We start from the raw sequence: 17,348 nt of genomic DNA on the forward strand, positions 1-17,348 counted from the left end.
ATTGGTTAACTCCTATAAAAGTATGTATTTTATTTTTTCTGCAAAAGTATTTCCATTGTGCTTACCAATGTATTGCAGTTGTCCATATTAAAATATAGCGGAGGCTTTATTTTCAATACATTGTCCTCCGGGCCATCTGTTCCAATAAGTATGTTTGTCTTTCTCAATCCATTTTTTAAGTAATGAGCCCGATTTTTATCGGGTTGATTGAATTCGTCCAAAATTTCCACTCCAAGGAATAATCCTTCACCTCTTACATCGGCAATTTCAGGATATTTTCTCCCCAAATCCTTCAAAAGTTTTTTTAAGTAGCTGCCAGTTTTTTGTGCTTCATCATTCAAATTCTCTTCTTCGATGATATTCAAAACTGCTTCGCCAATGGCGCAGGATACAGGGTTGCCACCAAAGGAACTAAAGAATTCCAGTCCGTTTTCAAAACTTTCGGAAATTTCGCTAGTGGTTATAACGGCCCCAATGGGATGGCCATTCCCCATGGGTTTGCCAAGGATAACAATATCCGGGACAATATCATACATTTCATACCCCCAAAAGTAATTGCCTAATCTTCCGAATCCCACTTGTACCTCGTCACTTATGCAAATCCCGCCTTGAGCCCTTATTGCAGGGTATATACTTTTTAAATAGGTTTTAGGTAATGGTACTTGCCCTCCACACCCAATAATGGGTTCAGCGATAAAGGCTCCGATTTCATTTCTGTGTGTTTGAATTTCCTCAAGTGTTTTTTCAAAATAGAACAAAGACGCTTCCTCTTCGGAAGAAAATCCAGAACCAAAGACCTTGGGCATCGGCGCTTGCAGGATATATTCCATTTTTCCCGAACCTCCCTGATGATTGTATTTATAATGGCTAATATCGATTCCCTGACGTGTATTTCCATGATAGCCATGTTCCATTACCATGACCTTTTTCTTCTTCGTGTGGGTCGCGGGCCAATCTGATAGCTAGATCCGTAGCAGCACTGCCGAGTTTACGAAAAACACTTTATTTAAGGAAGATGGGAATTTCGATAGTAATTTTTTACTGTAGGATTGTAACCCGTCGTATACATATCGAGTATTGGTGTTTAACTTGGCCATGGTCTGCTGTGCGGCTGCTACAACCTTGGGATGACAATGTCCTACAAGCATGATATTGTTATAGGCATCCAATATGGTGTTCCCATCGGCGTCATACATATACTGAAAGGCAGATCGAACCATGTGTATCGGTTGGTCATAACTCAAGGATAAGGATTTACTGATATATTTCTGTCTGAGTTCTAGCTGTTGGGTTATTGTTTTTTTTTCAGCTGGATTAAAACCAGCCGCCTTTCTGAACGTATTACGGGCTTTGATTGGATTGATTGTCAACCAATGATATAATAGATTCCAAGCCGGTTTTTCGCTTATCGTTATGTATTGAGAATTTGGATTTTGTGTTTTGGCAAATGCAGAGTTACAAACACTAATGCATAACCTACCGGCAATGAGATAGTATAGGATGTCCAGTTCCAAAACTTTTAATGGTCTAAAGGAATGGTATCCTTTTATTAACTCAATAGCGTATTCCAAGGGACTTTCTTGGTCCATCATATAATAAGTTATGGCAACGGCTAATTGATTGATAGTCCAAGTAAAGCACATGTCACCAAAATCTATAATACCGGATATTGAATTGTTCTTTGTTAGAATATTCCACTCATTGGCATCGTTATGGATGATGCCCAATCCTAGTTTTTCCTGATGGGGAATTACCTGTTCCTTGAACTGCAAGAAGAAGTATTCAACCAAGCTCCTATCCTTTGGGTTTGGAATGTATTCTATAAACTGCTCGTTTTTGTATAAATACCTTAGGTCCCATTGAATTTGCTTTGCCATGGTGGGCGCATCATACATAGAAATGGTTTTTTCATCCATCTCCGCCAAAAACACCCCAAGTTGAAACGCTAAAGTTTTATTTCTTGAAAGATTGCCTAGAAATTCGCCGGTAACAAATGTCAGTAATCGAAATATCGTACCATTCTCTTCCACCCAATACATCCCGCTAACGGTTTTTATAGGAAAGGGAAAATCATATTTACTTAAATCTTGAAGCTCAATCTGGATGTTGGATTCTCCATCAATAATTGCCTTATTAGCTGGTGTGGCATCATATAATTTGAGCACAAATAATTGCTCTCCATGTTTAATTTTGAAGTTTCGACTTTCATATCCCTCCATACCGACTATGGATGGATTGGAAATATCAAAATGTTTTTGAAGTACTCGATTAATCGTTTTTTGAAGCTGTTCCATCTAGAAGTAGTAAGGATTTTTCACCCTAAGATTATGAAATCAAGATACTAAAGAATAAACCTTTTTTGAATAGGAAGCATGAAATAATGAAGTAAAAAAATTACCTTTTAATGGATGAAAGTGGCGGAGAAGACTTAAGTAATAAAAATACAATACTAACGAAGCGGTGGATAATCCTGGGGGTTGGCTTCGTTCATAATGGCATATACCTTTTCAAAAACGTCTTCCACATTAGGTTTGGAAAAATAATCGCCGTCACTGCCATAGGCCGGCCTGTGTGCCTGCGCCGTAAGGGTTTGAGGGGCGCTGTCCAAATATCTATAAGCTCCTTGTCTTTCAATGATTTCCGTCAACAGGTAGGAAGAGCAACCGCCAGGTACATCTTCATCGATTACTAAAAGACGATTTGTTTTTTGAACACTTTTTACGGTATCTCCGTTAATATCGAAAGGTAACAAGGTGCGGGCATCGATAACTTCGGCATCTATCCCAACCTCAAGTAATTCCTTGGCCGCCTGTTCCACTATTCGTAAGGTAGAGCCATAAGAGACCAATGTAATGTCGGTTCCATCCTTTACGGTTTCCACAACACCAATAGGAGTGCAAAATTCCCCTAGATTTGTTGGTTTTCTTTCTTTTAAACGATATCCGTTTAAACTTTCGATGATTAGGGCAGGCTCATCACTTTTCATCAAGGTATTATAGAATCCTGCAGCTTGGGTCATATTTCTAGGAGCCAAAATATAGATTCCTCTTAGTACATGGATTAGACCGCCCATTTCGGATCCGGAGTGCCAAATGCCTTCCAAGCGATGTCCTCTAGTCCTGATGATGAGTGGAGCTTTTTGTTTTCCGTAAGTCCTATATAAAAGACTTGCCAAATCGTCGGTTAGAGTGGCAAGAGTGTAAAATATATAGTCCAAATATTGAATTTCGGCTATAGGTCTTAATCCTCTCAAAGCCATTCCAATACCTTGACCAATGATGGTTGTTTCTCTTATTCCAGTATCAGCTATCCGTATCTCACCGTACTTGGCTTGTAGGCCTTCCAATCCTTGGTTCACATCTCCAATAGCTCCGGTATCCTCACCAAATACTAAGGCATTAGGATACTTATTAAAAAGCTTATCAAAGTTATCGCGTAGAAGTACGCGTCCATCAACTTTCTCCTCTTTAGAGGAATCGTATGTTGGTGGTACGGCCTTTATTTTTGTGGCTCTATTTTCATTTTCGCTATAAAGGTGGGAACTGAATTTGGGTTGGGATTCTGAAAGAAAATTGTTCAACCAATTTGCTAAATTTTGCTTTTCATTGGAATTTTCCCCCAAAAGATAACGCAATGCCTTTACGGCCGCCACTGCCAAATCCTTTTTAACAGGTTCATCAATAGCAATTAGGTCATTTTTGATTTTCGATATAAAATTCTTGTTGGAACTTTTATTTCCAGCATCATTGAGGAGCTCAACTAATGTCTTTTTCAAAGCCGGATGCTCCTGGAGATATTCTGTCCAAGCTTCCTTTTTGGCTTCACGAACGGTTCTTTTTATCTGCTTTTCTATATTGGAAAGTTCTTCCTCTTCAGCTATACCTGATTCCAATATCCACTCCCTAAACCTTTTGTTGCAGTCATTTTCGCTTTCCCAGGCCAATCGTTCATCGTCCTTATATCTTTCGTGTGAACCTGAGGTAGAATGCCCTTGTGGTTGGGTAAGTTCCGTCACATGAATGATTACAGGAACGTGTTCCTGTCTCGGCTATATCCGCTGCATTTTCGTAGGTGTGCATCAATGCGGTGTAGTCCCATCCCTTCACCTTTAAAATTTCAACACCTTCATTGTTTTCATCTCTTTGAAAACCCGAAAGCACTTTGGAAATATCCTCTTTTGTAGTGTGGTATTTTGCTGGTACAGAAATCCCGTATTCATCGTCCCAAATACTCAATACCATGGGTACCTGTAGAACCCCGGCGGCATTAATGGTCTCCCGAACATACCTTCGCTTGTACTTGCATTACCAATGGTTCCCCAGGCAACTTCATTACCGTTATCCGAAAATTTGGAACTATCTAAATTCTCTAGTTCCCTATATACTTTGGAAGCTTGAGCCAATCCTAGTAACCTAGGCATTTGACCTGCAGTACAGGAAATATCCGAACTACTGTTTTTCTGTTTTGTCAAGTCCTTCCAGCTACCATCTTCATTAAGACTGTAGGTTACAAAGTGCCCCCCCATTTGTCTACCGGCACTCATGGGCTCTTTTTCTAAATCCGTTGTAGCGTAAAGTCCGTGAAAAAAATCTTTTGGTTTTAATTGGCCTATGGCCATCATAAAAGTCTCGGTCCCTGTAATAACCACTTCTAAAATCCCCATCTTGAAAGGATTTGGCCATTGCTAGTTGTGGCAATTCCTTACCATCCCCAAAGATTCCAAATTTGGCCTTACCGGTAAGAACTTCCTTTCTACCTAATAGGCTACAGGTTCTACTTAAAAAAGCAATTTTATAATCATTAATTATTTGTTCTTTAAAATCCTCAAATGATATATCATTGCTCGTTTTGGAAGAAACCTTCATGTATTTTTCAAATTTTTACAAAAATACCTAATTGAAATCGTTTTAGCAATCCGGTTTAAGCTTTATCCGTTGCGAAAATGTTATTTGAAATTAATTATTTTGTGAAATTCTCATTAAACCAATGCTTTGAGGGCACTTCATTGAAAATATCTAAATCAAAACCATTTGCGCGTAAATAAGCCGGTAAGTGTTTTTGGGCTGACGGTAATAATGAAGCGTATTTTTTCACCGTAATCTGGCTGCGAAATTTCCCACCCATTATTGGAATATAAAGGGAAATAGAGTTCAAAGTAATCTGTCACCAAGTTTAGTCGTACACCGGAATCATAAACAAACTTCTCACTAAAACCATTATTTTTTACCAATCCTGCATCACCGTATAACTCTATCCATCTCCACAAATTAAAACTAGTATTTACAGTGGCCATCCAATTGTCTGAAAATCGGTAACGCTCATCCAAAAAGGATTTGAATCCGCCTTCCGCAATAATAATTTGTTGGCTGTAGAGACCCGTATCTTCAGAGCGTCCTAAATAGCTATAATCAAACAAATAGTCGGTGGGGCGGTCGAGAGCGAAGCTGAAGAAATTGGAATCGGTATTATTGCTAAGGAACTTCCCTGCAAAGAATCTAAAATTGAATTGCCGGTTGTTCCGGAACAGTTTTCGATACTCATATTCAAAGGAAAGTTTACTGAATTTTCCAGCCAACTGAAAGTCCGGAAACCATGATTTATAGTCTAGAATATTATTGTCCCTGTTAAGGTATCTCGCATTGAAAACACTGTAGTCAGGATTTTCCGGATTATTGGCCAAATCAATCAGGCTTTCATCAAAATTCCTGAAAATATTCACAAATCGAAATGACAAAACTTGTCTCTTATTGGAAATTAAGTCTTACGGGCGCCATCCAAAACTCACTGCTGGTGTAATGGAGGAATACCTGGAATTTACATTAAAATGCGACGTAGACCCGTTCAATGAATAATTGGCGACATAAAGGCCGCTTTTACTTAAGTACTTCCTGTAATTAAATTTGCCGTATCCCACAAAGGCCTTTTCCCTGAAGGAGTAGGAGGGGGCAAAATCATATACAAAAGGTCGTTCTAGCAGCGTCTTGTTATAGAGCCTCATGCCAGGTGCCCATCCATCATATATGTTGAAATTTACGACCGGCACATAAAAAACCTGGTTGTAATATGGGTTTTCGGAATCCTTGAAAAATGTAAACTTCAGTTTTTTGTTACTGGACAAAAACCCTTTTAAGGACTTCCAGTTGTCCCGTTGGTTGAATTCCGGTATTTTTTGATCGTAATTCAGAACCAATCTGTCCTCTTGATTATTGGGTACCGTAAAGGTTTCTAAAGTCTCAATATCCTTGAACCAATATTTGGATACCAAAGTGTCATTTTTTAATCCGAACATACTTATGGGAACATTTGTTCCTTCTTTGTTTTTGATAGTGACCCTTAGAGAATCTTCCGTTTTGTCGACATTCTTAATTTTAAAATCTATTTTTCTATCCGTTGATACATATTCCCTAAAAAACCAGTTGATGTCCTTATCGGTAGACCTTTTTAGGATAGATTCAAAATCCAGTATTTTAACTTTGTTGAGCTGATAATATTTAAAGAACGTCTTAATGCTCTCGTCTATCTTATCTTTTCCAATGTAATCTGCCAAGTATGCCAATCCCAGCCCAGCCTTGTATTTATTTGCAATTTTCTCGGTTGAACTTGATAAGGGAATCATTAGGTGTGGTCAACGCCTGGTCTAAATTTTTTCTGGCGGTCAAATTATACAGAAAGGGGTATTGTTCATTGAAACCCATTTTGGCGAGATTAAAACTTCTAATTCCCCAAATACGGGAAAGGTTACCCAATAGTGTCCGGTGCGGATAGAATTCTTCAACATACCCAATCATTAGATAGTTGGCAATGGCGCTGTTCAGCCATTGCTCTTTTCTTGGATCTAAAAACATGGTCTCCCTTAGAATACTGTTCAATGCCGTTTTCAAAAATTTCATTTCGAACTGGAACTGTTGTTCATAGGGTCTAATGAAAGATGGTAATTGGTTTATTCCATAGAGCGGGTCCTTGTTGTAGTCCATTTCACTGACCAATAGTTTTTCATGAGGGTATTTGCCCAAATTCCGCTCTATAAAATCAGTGATTCTATTTATTGAAATTCCCTGCCCAATGGGATCATATCTTGGAGCGGAAATATTGGTTACGACCTTCATCTGAGGTGTAACGTGTGTGGTAAATAGGTTTTGTACGGTTAGAATTATTTCTGCTCCTTTTTGATCTTCTGCTACCAACTCCGCACGTTGGCTATTACTCATTTCCGTTTTCTTGTTTTCCTTGAAATTGGAATTTAAAAAAACGCCTTTTGGATACGTAAAATCTATGGTAGTTTTGGTAATGTTTGTATAAAGATCTTCCAAGTTTTTATTGGAATAAAGATGCCATTTTCCATCATATACAGCTGGTGTTAAATACCAATCCTTGAGATAGTAGTTACCTCTATTGTCATAGCCGTAGTCCGTAAATTTATTGGGAGGAAGTTTTACCTTGTAAGTAATGATGAGTTTTACCGATTCTCCGGGCGATAGAGGTTTGTTCAATCTAAATTTTATGATGTCGTCCTCCTCGGTACGTTCCCATTCCAAACCTTCGTATTCCCCATCAACTGCACTTATGATGGTAGTGTATCCCCTTTCATTTTCTTTTGCCAAATGAAGGCTCTTTTTAAATTCTTGGGCAAACCTTTTGGCTAGCCCCGTATTTTTGTTGGAATAGGCATGGGCCCAATCATTGAAATAGAGAATACCTAAATTATAGTTGGAATCATTGTAATAATTAAATTCTTGCTTTATGTCCAATTCCTTTGCGAAATCATTCAATCTTACCGTAAGATTGGTTTCATATTGGGCATGACTACCCCAGCCCACTAAAAGGAATAATGAGGTCAGAAATAAATTCTTAATAAGTGAGGGGTGTTCCAAATTGAAATTTAAAAATTGGGACTTAAAGTGTGGCCTTTGTAGAAAGCATCGATGATTTCCACTACTTCATCTTCCGTATCCACTATTTTAATTAGATCTAAATCCTCTCGGACTTATATTTCCAAAGGAAAGCATGGTATTTTTCACCCAATCGAAAAGCCCACTCCGAAATCACTCCCAACAAGAATGATAGGAAATTTTCCAATCTTATTGGTCTGTATCAACGTAATTGCCTCAAATAATTCGTCCAAGGTTCCAAAGCCTCCGGGCATGACCACAAATCCTTGTGAGTATTTCACGAACATCACTTTCCTTACGAAGAAATAATCAAAATCCAAGCTTTTGTCCTCATCTATATAGGGATTGTCATGTTGTTCAAAAGGAAGGTCGATGTTGAGTCCTACCGAGGTACCACCTGCCAAATGTGCGCCTCTGTTCCCTGCTTCCATAATACCCGGGCCACCTCCCGTGATAACACCGTAGCCGGCTTCGGCTATTTTTTTGGATACATTTACGGCCAGCTGATAGTATTTACCATCTTCTTTTGTTCTTGCGGAACCGAAGATTGAAACGCACGGATCTATTTTGCTCATTTTTTCAAAACCATTCACAAACTCTCCCATTATCTTAAATATGGCCCATGAATCGTTGGTTTTGATTTCGTTCCACCCTTTGTGGTGTTTTTCGTTTCTCATTTGTATGCCTTATAGTTTTAATTCTTTCCTCAAAAACTCTGCCGTGTAGCTATTTTTTACGTTGCATATTTCTTCAGGGGTACCCGCTGCAATGAGCTGACCACCGGAACGTCCACCTTCGTATCCTATATCAATAACGTGGTCTACCATTTTTATTACATCCAAGTTATGCTCGATCACCAAAACGGTATTGCCTTTATCCGCCAATTTGTTCAAAACTTCCATTAGTACCCTAATATCCTCAAAATGAAGTCCTGTTGTCGGTTCGTCCAAAATATAAAAAGTATTTCCTGTATCCCTTTTTGAAAGTTCGGTGGCCAATTTTATCCGTTGTGCCTCACCACCTGAAAGTGTCGTGGACTGCTGGCCCAAAGAAATATAACCTAATCCGACATTTTTTATGGTTTTAAGCTTTCTGTGAATTTTTGGAATGGCCTCGAAAAAATCAACCGCTTCGTTGATGGTCATTTCCAATACATCCGAAATGGATTTTCCTTTATATCTAATTTCCAGGGTCTCCCTGTTAAAACGTTTCCCGTTACAGGTTTCACATTCTACATAGACATCCGGCAGAAAGTTCATTTCAATGACCCTTAATCCTCCTCCTTGGCAGGTTTCGCATCTACCACCCTTCACATTAAAACTAAATCGACCTGGTTTGTAGCCTCTTATGGATGCTTCGGCGTTTTGGTAAATAGGGATCTAATTTCACTGAATACACCTGTATATGTAGCGGGATTAGATCGAGGGGTTCTGCCTATCGGCGACTGATTAATGTCAATAACCTTGTCTATATGTTCAAGCCCTGTAATTTTTTTATAGGGCATTGGTTTTTTTACGCCATTAAAATAATGGGCGTTCATTATGGGATATAAAGTTTCATTTATAAGGGTTGACTTGCCACTTCCTGAAACTCCTGTTACCCCAATCATTTTTCCCAATGGAAATTCAACTGTGATGTTTTTTAGATTATTCCCTGTGCATCCAAATAGTACTATTTTTTCCCCATTTCCTTTTCTCCGTTTTTTAGGAACTATTATTTCCTTAACCCCAGTGATATAGTCGGCCGTAAGTGTGTGGTGCTTTTTTAGGTCCTTTGGAGTTCCTTCTGAAATAATTTCTCCACCGTGCCTACCTGCCTTTGGACCGATGTCAATTACATGGTCAGCCCTTTCTATCATATCCCTATCATGTTCCACGACAATAACAGAGTTTCCAATATCCCTTAATGACTCCAAGGATTTAATCAAACGGTAATTGTCCCTTTGGTGCAAGCCTATGCTAGGTTCGTCCAAAATATAAAGGACACCTACCAATTGTGATCCAATCCGGGTCGCCAAGCGAATTCTTTGTGCCTCACCACCTGATAAAGATTTGGAACTACGGTTCAGGGAAAGGTAGTCCAAACCAACATCCAAAAGAAAACGAATCCTAGTTCGAATTTCCTTTATGATTTCTTCGGCAATTTTTAACTGGTTTCCTTCCAAAGTCTTTTCAAGACCGTCAAAAAAATTGGCCAGTTCAGCAATGTCCATATTGGCCAATTCGGCTATATTCCTATTGTCTATTTTGAAGTAAAGCGATTCTTTTTTTAGACGAGTACCATCACAGGACGGACATTTGATTTTGTCCATATACTCTTTGGCCCATCGTTTTATCGAAGTCGATTCCGCTTGTTCGAACTGACTTTTTATAAAATTTGATATTCCCTCATAATCAATTTTATAGGTTCTTTTAACGCCTAAGGATTTGGAATCTATTTCAAAACTTTCATTTCCTCCGTTAAGAAGAATTTCAATGGCCTCCTTAGGTATTTTATTGATGGGATCCGTCAACTCAAAATTATAACGTTGTGCGATGGTCTCAATCTGCTTAAAGGCCCAAGATTTCTTATACTCGCCAAGTGGTGCTATACCACCGTTTTTTATGGAGAGTTTTTTATTGGGGAATATTTTGTCTTCATTCACCTCATATACATGGCCCAAACCACTACAATTGGGACACATTCCTTTTGGGGAATTGAATGAAAAAGTGTTGGGCTCGGGAGTTGGGTAGGAGATACCAGTTGTGGGGCACATTAAATCCCTACTAAAATATCTTGGAATATCAGAGCCTTCCTCAAGCACCATCAATACATTATCTCCGCTGTACATGGCAGTATTGATGGTTTCCGCCAATCGCTTCTGCAGGTCTTCGCCATCTTGAACTTTTAGCCTATCAATAACGATTTCAATGTCATGGGTTTTGTAGCGATCTACCTTCATTCCCTTAACAATGTCCCTGATCTCACCGTCCACTCGAACCTTTACAAATCCTTGTTTGGCAATTTGCTCGAACAATTCCCTGTAGTGCCCCTTTCCGGATTTGATTATAGGAGCCAGTACATTTATTTTTTTATCATAATAGGCATCAATAATCAACTCCTTTATTTGCGCGTCGCTGTAGCTGACCATCTTTTCACCCGTATTGTAACTATGTGCGTCCCCTGCACGGGCAAAAAGTAATCGAAGGAAGTCATACACCTCTGTAATGGTCCCAACGGTAGATCTTGGAGATTTAGAAGTAGTTTTTTGCTCTATGGCGATTACTGGAGATAGGCCATCAATCTTGTCCACATCCGGTCTTTCCAACCCCCCCAAAAACTGACGGGCATATGCGGAAAACGTTTCAATATACCTGCGCTGCCCTTCTGCATAAATCGTATCAAACGCCAATGAAGACTTGCCACTACCTGAAAGCCCGGTAATCACGACCAGTTTTTCCCTTGGGATAGTAACATCAATGTTTTTGAGATTATGGACGCGCGCGCCTTTCACCTCAATATTTTCTTCGTAATTGATCATAGCATTTTGCAAAGTGGCAAAATTACGATTTTGATACCGAAACAGGAACCGAGGGCCACTTATATTTAAGTAATTAAGGGCCTAAATAGATAAGATGTTCTATAGAAAATAAATTAGGAAATCGGTTATTCAGCTGGTTCGCTTTCATTGGCCCCTAGGCTCTATATTCTTTTATCATATTTAGGACCCTTCTCCAAAAAACCGTACTGCTGATATTTACGTTGTCATTACCAACAATTCCTGAAGTATCTAGATTTAAGTTGATGGCCCTATTCTTAAAAGTATGTTTCAGCTCATCCCTGTCCGATAGCAGTGCCATGCTCCACTTTGGAAAAAAGCGGTTGGAATTGATTTTTCTTGTAAGTACTTCCAAATCATAATGCCTTGCATCTTTTTTTATTTTATCATATATGCGGAGCACATTGGACTTAGGCCCTTCCAAAAGTTGAAAGAAATTATTGTTTTGACAAACAAGACATCCTGTTATGTTATGTTTTTGGTTTGCAGATTCCGCCTCGGCAATAATATCTTCAATATCGTCAACGGAAATACCATCGGCCATGGTAGATTTATAAGTTAGTTCATAAATCAAATCGTTTGAGGAAAGCGAATTCTTGAATTTGCTAGGTAGTAGTCCAAATCTTTCCGAAAAAGTCTTTGAGAAATAGCTTCTACTGGAGAAACCAATTTTGTAACATACTTCGGAAATCGTCAAGTCTGTATGCTGAATAAGTTCTTTTCCTTTTTCAAGGCGTAGATGCGTTATAAAATTACCTAGGCTTTCCCCAAAAAGATGTCTAAAACCTGCCTGAAGTTTTTTAGGGGATAAGCCAAATTTTTTCGAAAGATGGTCAATATTGAGGGTTTGGTCAATATGTTCTGCGATATGTTCCGCTACTTCAGATATTTTGTTGATTTCAGAATTTGTCAAACTTAACCCGATTTGAACCGAGTCCTTATTCATATCATGGTTTTCAACTTGTGATGCCAGCGTATTCGCCACGGCACCTTCAACCAATAGCTTGCCAACGGCATCCGTCCTTTTATTCTCTACTAGGATATTTGCATATTTTGAAGTCAAAGGGCTTATTTCACAAAAATAATTGATTCGTTCTCCATTATCTAAGAAAGCGGTTATATCCTCAACGGCCGATTGCAATAGATTTTTTCTTTTAGTGGGAGCTGATGGGCTTTTTCTTTTTAAGTAGATGACACTTAATTTGATTTGGGTCTTGGCAGGTAAAACAATGACGTTTGTAGCCTTGGGGGAACTTGAAAAAATGACATTGTGTTTGGTGTTAATTCTTTCTAGTTCGCCCTCTCCCTCAAATTTATGGTAGATATGCCCCTTTACACAATACAGAAAATAAATAATTAGTGAATCTGATTCCTTTTTGTTAATAACAATTTCTTCATTAAAAAACACATCATATACCCTCACATTGAGGCCATTATATATGTTGTAGGAAGTGATTTTCCCCTTGCCAACTTCATTATCCAAGGTAAGTATAGCAGAATCTTGACTTTCCTTAAAGTCGCCATTAAGCCTCAGAGATAATTTCCTTAATTGATCAAAGGGGTGTTCAAAATCTATGAAGAGCATGTTAGTGTTTAAATAGGGTTAAGTTAATCCTTAAAATTAAATATATTTTTTATTCTATGTAGTATTAAATATATCTTAAGTACTGATATTGTTAACCCCACAAGGTTTTAGATGGAACTAAATTTGGTCAATCCCTTTCTTCAATTACTTAATGACTTAAGGAAGATTCCTATCTAAATCCCAAATGAGTTAAAGAATTTTGGTTGTTGAATAAAAAACAGTAAAAAACGGAAAATAGGCGTACTTCAGAATTAATCCTCAAATCTATTTAGTCTTCTACGTAATGTAAGGACTTCCTCTTGTAAATTGTTAACCTGCTCCAATAGGTGGTGTATCGCGTGAAGCCCTTGTGGATTGATTTCCAATTCATGGTAAAGGCGTACCATTTTTTCCAGTTTTGGAAGTTCACTTATTTCAATAACTTCCCTATCATCCGTTTTCTCAAGCGAAAGAATTTCAAACTCCACTAGCTGATGAACTAGCGAAACCTCAATGTTATGGTGCGTACAAAATTCTTCTATATATATGAATGTAGATTGTTCCATGAGTTATTATTTAAGACCTAGTCCTCTCCAGTTCTTTAAAGAGATTTTCTTGTTACGGGGTTAAACTTTCAGGTATTTTTGGGCTGTATGAGATGTATAGGTCTCCAAATCCATCTTTTTTGTAAATAGGAAACCCTTTGCCTTTAAGTTTAACGGTAGTACCGTTTTGCGTTCCTGGCTTTACATTTAATTTGACCTTCCCTGTTAAGGTTTCCATGACTATTTCCCCACCTAGGATCGCCTTAGTTAATGGAATTTCAATGGTCTTATAAAGGTTTGCGCCCTCTCTTTTAAAAGGGGTGTCGTTTACTAGGGAAAAGGTAATGTAAAGGTCACCTTTAGATTCCCCATTAATTCCTTCCCCGCCATATCCTTTTATTTTGATAGTCTGACCGTCTTCAATCCCAGCGGGAATAGTAATTCTTATATTTTTTCCATTTACAGTGAGAGTGCGCTTATGCGTTTCTTTAACTTCGGAAAGATTTAAGCGAAGTTCTGCATTGAAATCCTGTCCCCTGAACTTTGTCCTTCCTTGTTGTCTGCCAAAATCACCACCCCCACCGAACATGGATTCAAAGAAATCTGAAAAATCACTTTCTTGACCGCCGGAGTAGGTATATTCCCTGTAACCGCCGCCGGAAGGTTGACTACGTCTTTGTGATTTGGCCTTTTCAAATTCTTCCGCGTGTTGCCAATCCTTTCCATATTGGTCGTATTTTTTCCTTTTTTCAGGGTCGCTTAAAACTTCGTGTGCCTCGTTTATTTTTTTGAACTTTTCTTCGGCCTCTGAATTGTTGGGATTTAAATCGGATGATGTTTTCTTGCCAGTTTCCTGTAAGCGGACTTAATTTCCTTTTCAGTGGCAGATTTATTGAGTCCTAAGACCTCATAATAATCTATAAAATTCATTCTTGGGAATTTTCCAATATTTCCAACCCTTAATTTACTTAAAAGTCACTTACCAAACTAGTCAATTGCAGCCAATTTATAGCTTGTTCGGTAAATTCCAATAAGTCAAGGGATTATCTAAGAAAGCAGTAATTCTATTGTAATTTAATGGATAATAGATGGTCATCCGCAGTAATAAAAAGAGTGCTTTCATCTGCATTAAAAGCGCAATTGGAAGTTGCTTGTCCTGTATATATTCTAGCTAATAACTTGGCGGTTGGTGAAAATATCCATAGACCTTTAGAATCCGAAGCGAATAAGTAGCCTTTGGAATGTATTTTTAGACCGTCCGGCAACCCATTCGGGTTTACCTGATTCACCTCTTGTGTAGCATCATAGAATAAGTTCTTGTTAGAAATATTACCCGGCTCCTCAATATCGTAACTATACCACACTGCATGTGCAGGGTCTGAAACCGCAACATATAAGGTACTGCCATCCGGTGATTGCGCTATACCGTTAGGCCTTGATAGAGTGTCCAACAATCTCAATTCTCCATCGGCCATAAGGCAATAGACTCCCTGAAAATCCAATTCCTTGGTCGGATCTTCCATTAGTTCGGGCAGGCCGTAAGGTGGATCCGTAAAATAGAGATTACCGTGGGCATCTAAAAATCCGTCATTTGGACTATTCAATTTTTTTCCCTCAAACGAGTCGATCAATGTGCTAAAACTGGATTCCGGTTTATCCAAGTTCGTTTTCATTTTTGCGACGCGTCTATCTCCATGTTGCATCATAATTAATTTATCCCCATCCGGAATCAATCCATTAGATCCCGGCTCATTGGAGTAAGTTCCTTCTCCAGTATATCCCGATGGCTCTAGATAAACTGATATATTATTGTCTTCGCTCCATTTATAAACCTTATTGTCCATTACATCAGAAAACAACAGAAAATTGCCATTTTCTATCCATAGAGGACCTTCTGATCCATTTAAAACCTGAGGCCAACACTTTGATAGTTGCATCCTTATTAAGCAATGATAATGCCTCCTCATCCAAAATTTCGATACGAAAATTCTTGGATATGCTATCTACAGCCACATGTAGGCTTTCTTCATTAGTGGTCGATTCGATTTTAGTCGCTTTTTTTTCTTTACAGGATGCTGCCAAGATGCCTAAAAAAAGAAGTGGAAAATAAATTTTCATTATTAGTGGATGATTTGTGTGAAAATGTAAATAAATACCATGGCACTGGTTCCGAATATGAAAGTACCTGCGGTTTGGACTTGATACCCTTGGTTAACGTTCATACCCGTCAATTGAGTCAAAACCCAGAAAAAACTATCGTTTACATGCGATGCCACGGAAGCACCCGCTCCAATTGAGAGCACTGTCATTGTTAATAAAAATGGATCATTTAGCCCCAATGTTCCAATTAAGGGCGCTACTATAGAAGCCGTTGTTACTAAAGCCACCGTTGATGAACCTTGTGTTGTCTTTAAACAGGCCGCTAACAAAAAGGGGAAGAACAAACCAAGTTGCAAACCGAGAAAAGGAAGTAGTAATTACTTCGGCGATTCCTGAATTTTGCAGGGTTTTGCCAAAAATTCCTCCAGCCCCTGTAATTAGAATTATAGGAGCGGCTATTTTAAGTGATTCTCCTATCCAACCGGTACTTGAAAATATTCTTTCGTCTAATTTCCTGGGAATCAAAAGGGATAAAAGTACCCCTATTAGCAATGCAATCACAGGAGTACCTAAAAGCGAAATAATTCTTTTAAAAAAAGTGTCCTGTCCTGTTATACCCGGATATTCTATCACAGATTTGGCCAAGATAAGTATCAGTGGTATTAAAATTGCCAGCAACGATTTCCAAAGGGCTGGTTTTTTTTCGGGGTCGGTAATAGGTTCTAATAGTATAGGAATACTGATTCCGGAAGCAATATTTTTTGCATAAAAATAGCATGGTATCAAGGATATAAAGCTAATAATGAGTCCCCATAAAATAACATCGCCAAGGTTGGCTCCAAGAATTCCAGCCGCGGCAATCGGGCCAGGGGTAGGGGGTACCATCACATGTGAGGCAGTTAGACCCATGGCAAGAGCGGCTGTAGTACCGGCATAGGACATACCCGTCTTTTTTGACAAAACCTTATTTAACGGATTCATCATAAGTAAGGCACTATCCGCAAAAATGGGTATAGAAAGGAAATAGCCCGTTAACATCATAGCCAAATGGATGGACTTTTCACCAATTAGGTTTAGGATTTTGGAAGCAATAACAAATGCCCCACCGGATTTTTCCAGGATAGTCCCAATGGTAACCCCAAAAAGTATGATTAATCCAATTTTACCTAAAATATCACCAAAACCAGAGTTAATGGAGTCAACAATTAAATCAGGTTCCATTCCGGTAATCAATGCATAGACGATGGAAGTCAATAATAGACTGAAAAAGGGATGTACCTTAATTTTTACGATAGAAACTATCAGAAAAACCAAAGCAACCAATAATCCAATGAGATATAACATAGTTAATTATATAAAACCTTTATTACCACTCCGTAAGACTGCCATCCTTATTTCTCCAAATGGGGTTGGATCAATTATGTCCAATTTTTTCGGCTTCCCTGAGTTTTTGTTCATCGATTTCTATTCCCAATCCTGGTTGGGAAAGAATATCAATATATCCATCTTGCAATTGTAACACTTCGGATTTTTAAGATAATCCAATAGATCATAACCTTTGTTGTAATGTATTCCCAGGCTACTCTCCTGAATGACCGCGTTGGGGCAGGCAAAATCAATATGTAGGGCAGAAGCCAATGATATAGATCCTAAAGGACAGTGGGGGGCCAAGGCAATGTCATAGGCCTCGGCCATAGCTGCAATCCTTCTTA

Annotated in this window: 10 protein-coding genes and 5 pseudogenes; all 15 read right to left on the reverse strand. The window is 38.6% G+C overall.

The window, feature by feature from the left end; all coding sequences use genetic code 11:
* Nucleotides 1-29 precede the first annotated feature (29 nt).
* Nucleotides 30-2,294 (reverse strand): annotated as a pseudogene (locus tag NYZ99_RS08260) (aminotransferase class III-fold pyridoxal phosphate-dependent enzyme).
* A gap of 155 nt (nt 2,295-2,449) precedes the next feature.
* Nucleotides 2,450-4,865 (reverse strand): annotated as a pseudogene (locus NYZ99_RS08265) (alpha-ketoacid dehydrogenase subunit alpha/beta).
* A gap of 155 nt (nt 4,866-5,020) precedes the next feature.
* A complete protein-coding gene (locus NYZ99_RS08270) occupies nt 5,021-5,734 on the reverse strand; it encodes a hypothetical protein (protein ID WP_260574816.1) in 714 nt (237 codons plus the stop codon).
* 27 nt (nt 5,735-5,761) lie between these two features.
* Nucleotides 5,762-6,616 (reverse strand): hypothetical protein, encoded by an 855-nt coding sequence (locus NYZ99_RS08275; protein ID WP_260574817.1) that lies wholly within the window; start codon nt 6,614-6,616, stop codon nt 5,762-5,764.
* Complete coding sequence (locus NYZ99_RS08280; RefSeq protein ID WP_260574819.1) at nt 6,576-7,871, reverse strand: gluzincin family metallopeptidase; 1,296 nt, start codon at nt 7,869-7,871, stop codon at nt 6,576-6,578. The genes NYZ99_RS08275 and NYZ99_RS08280 overlap by 41 nt, the downstream gene beginning before the upstream one ends.
* Nucleotides 7,872-7,879: 8 nt before the next feature.
* Nucleotides 7,880-8,566: pseudogene (locus NYZ99_RS08285) on the reverse strand (LOG family protein).
* Between the two features lie 9 nt (nt 8,567-8,575).
* Nucleotides 8,576-11,409 (reverse strand): annotated as a pseudogene (uvrA, locus tag NYZ99_RS08290) (excinuclease ABC subunit UvrA).
* Nucleotides 11,410-11,563: 154 nt separating this feature from the next.
* Complete coding sequence (locus tag NYZ99_RS08295) at nt 11,564-13,012, reverse strand: BLUF domain-containing protein (RefSeq protein ID WP_260574820.1); 1,449 nt, start codon at nt 13,010-13,012, stop codon at nt 11,564-11,566.
* Nucleotides 13,013-13,263: 251 nt separating this feature from the next.
* Nucleotides 13,264-13,557, reverse strand: coding sequence for a chaperone modulator CbpM (locus tag NYZ99_RS08300; protein WP_260574821.1), 294 nt, complete (start codon nt 13,555-13,557; stop codon nt 13,264-13,266).
* Between the two features lie 52 nt (nt 13,558-13,609).
* Nucleotides 13,610-14,466 (reverse strand): annotated as a pseudogene (locus NYZ99_RS08305) (DnaJ C-terminal domain-containing protein).
* Between the two features lie 134 nt (nt 14,467-14,600).
* On the reverse strand, nt 14,601-15,395 hold the full coding sequence (locus NYZ99_RS08310; RefSeq protein WP_260574822.1) for an SMP-30/gluconolactonase/LRE family protein: 795 nt from the start codon (nt 15,393-15,395) through the stop codon (nt 14,601-14,603).
* Entirely contained in the window at nt 15,385-15,654 is a 270-nt protein-coding gene (locus NYZ99_RS08315; RefSeq protein WP_260574823.1) for a hypothetical protein, read from the reverse strand. Before NYZ99_RS08315 ends, NYZ99_RS08310 begins: the two co-directional genes overlap by 11 nt.
* 2 nt (nt 15,655-15,656) lie before the next feature.
* Nucleotides 15,657-15,923: a GntP family permease gene (locus tag NYZ99_RS08320; protein WP_260574824.1), complete on the reverse strand. Its 267-nt coding sequence runs from the start codon at nt 15,921-15,923 to the stop codon at nt 15,657-15,659.
* Nucleotides 15,862-16,980: a GntP family permease gene (locus NYZ99_RS08325; protein ID WP_260574825.1), complete on the reverse strand. Its 1,119-nt coding sequence runs from the start codon at nt 16,978-16,980 to the stop codon at nt 15,862-15,864. The genes NYZ99_RS08320 and NYZ99_RS08325 overlap by 62 nt, the downstream gene beginning before the upstream one ends.
* 120 nt (nt 16,981-17,100) lie before the next feature.
* The gene (locus NYZ99_RS23190; protein WP_260574826.1) at nt 17,101-17,331 is read right to left on the reverse strand and encodes an enolase C-terminal domain-like protein; all 231 of its coding nucleotides are present in this window, start codon (nt 17,329-17,331) and stop codon (nt 17,101-17,103) included.
* Nucleotides 17,332-17,348: the final 17 nt, after the last annotated feature.

It is taken from the genome of Maribacter litopenaei (assembly GCF_025244665.1).
In the GTDB taxonomy this organism is placed as follows: Bacteria; Bacteroidota; Bacteroidia; order Flavobacteriales; family Flavobacteriaceae; genus Maribacter; species Maribacter litopenaei.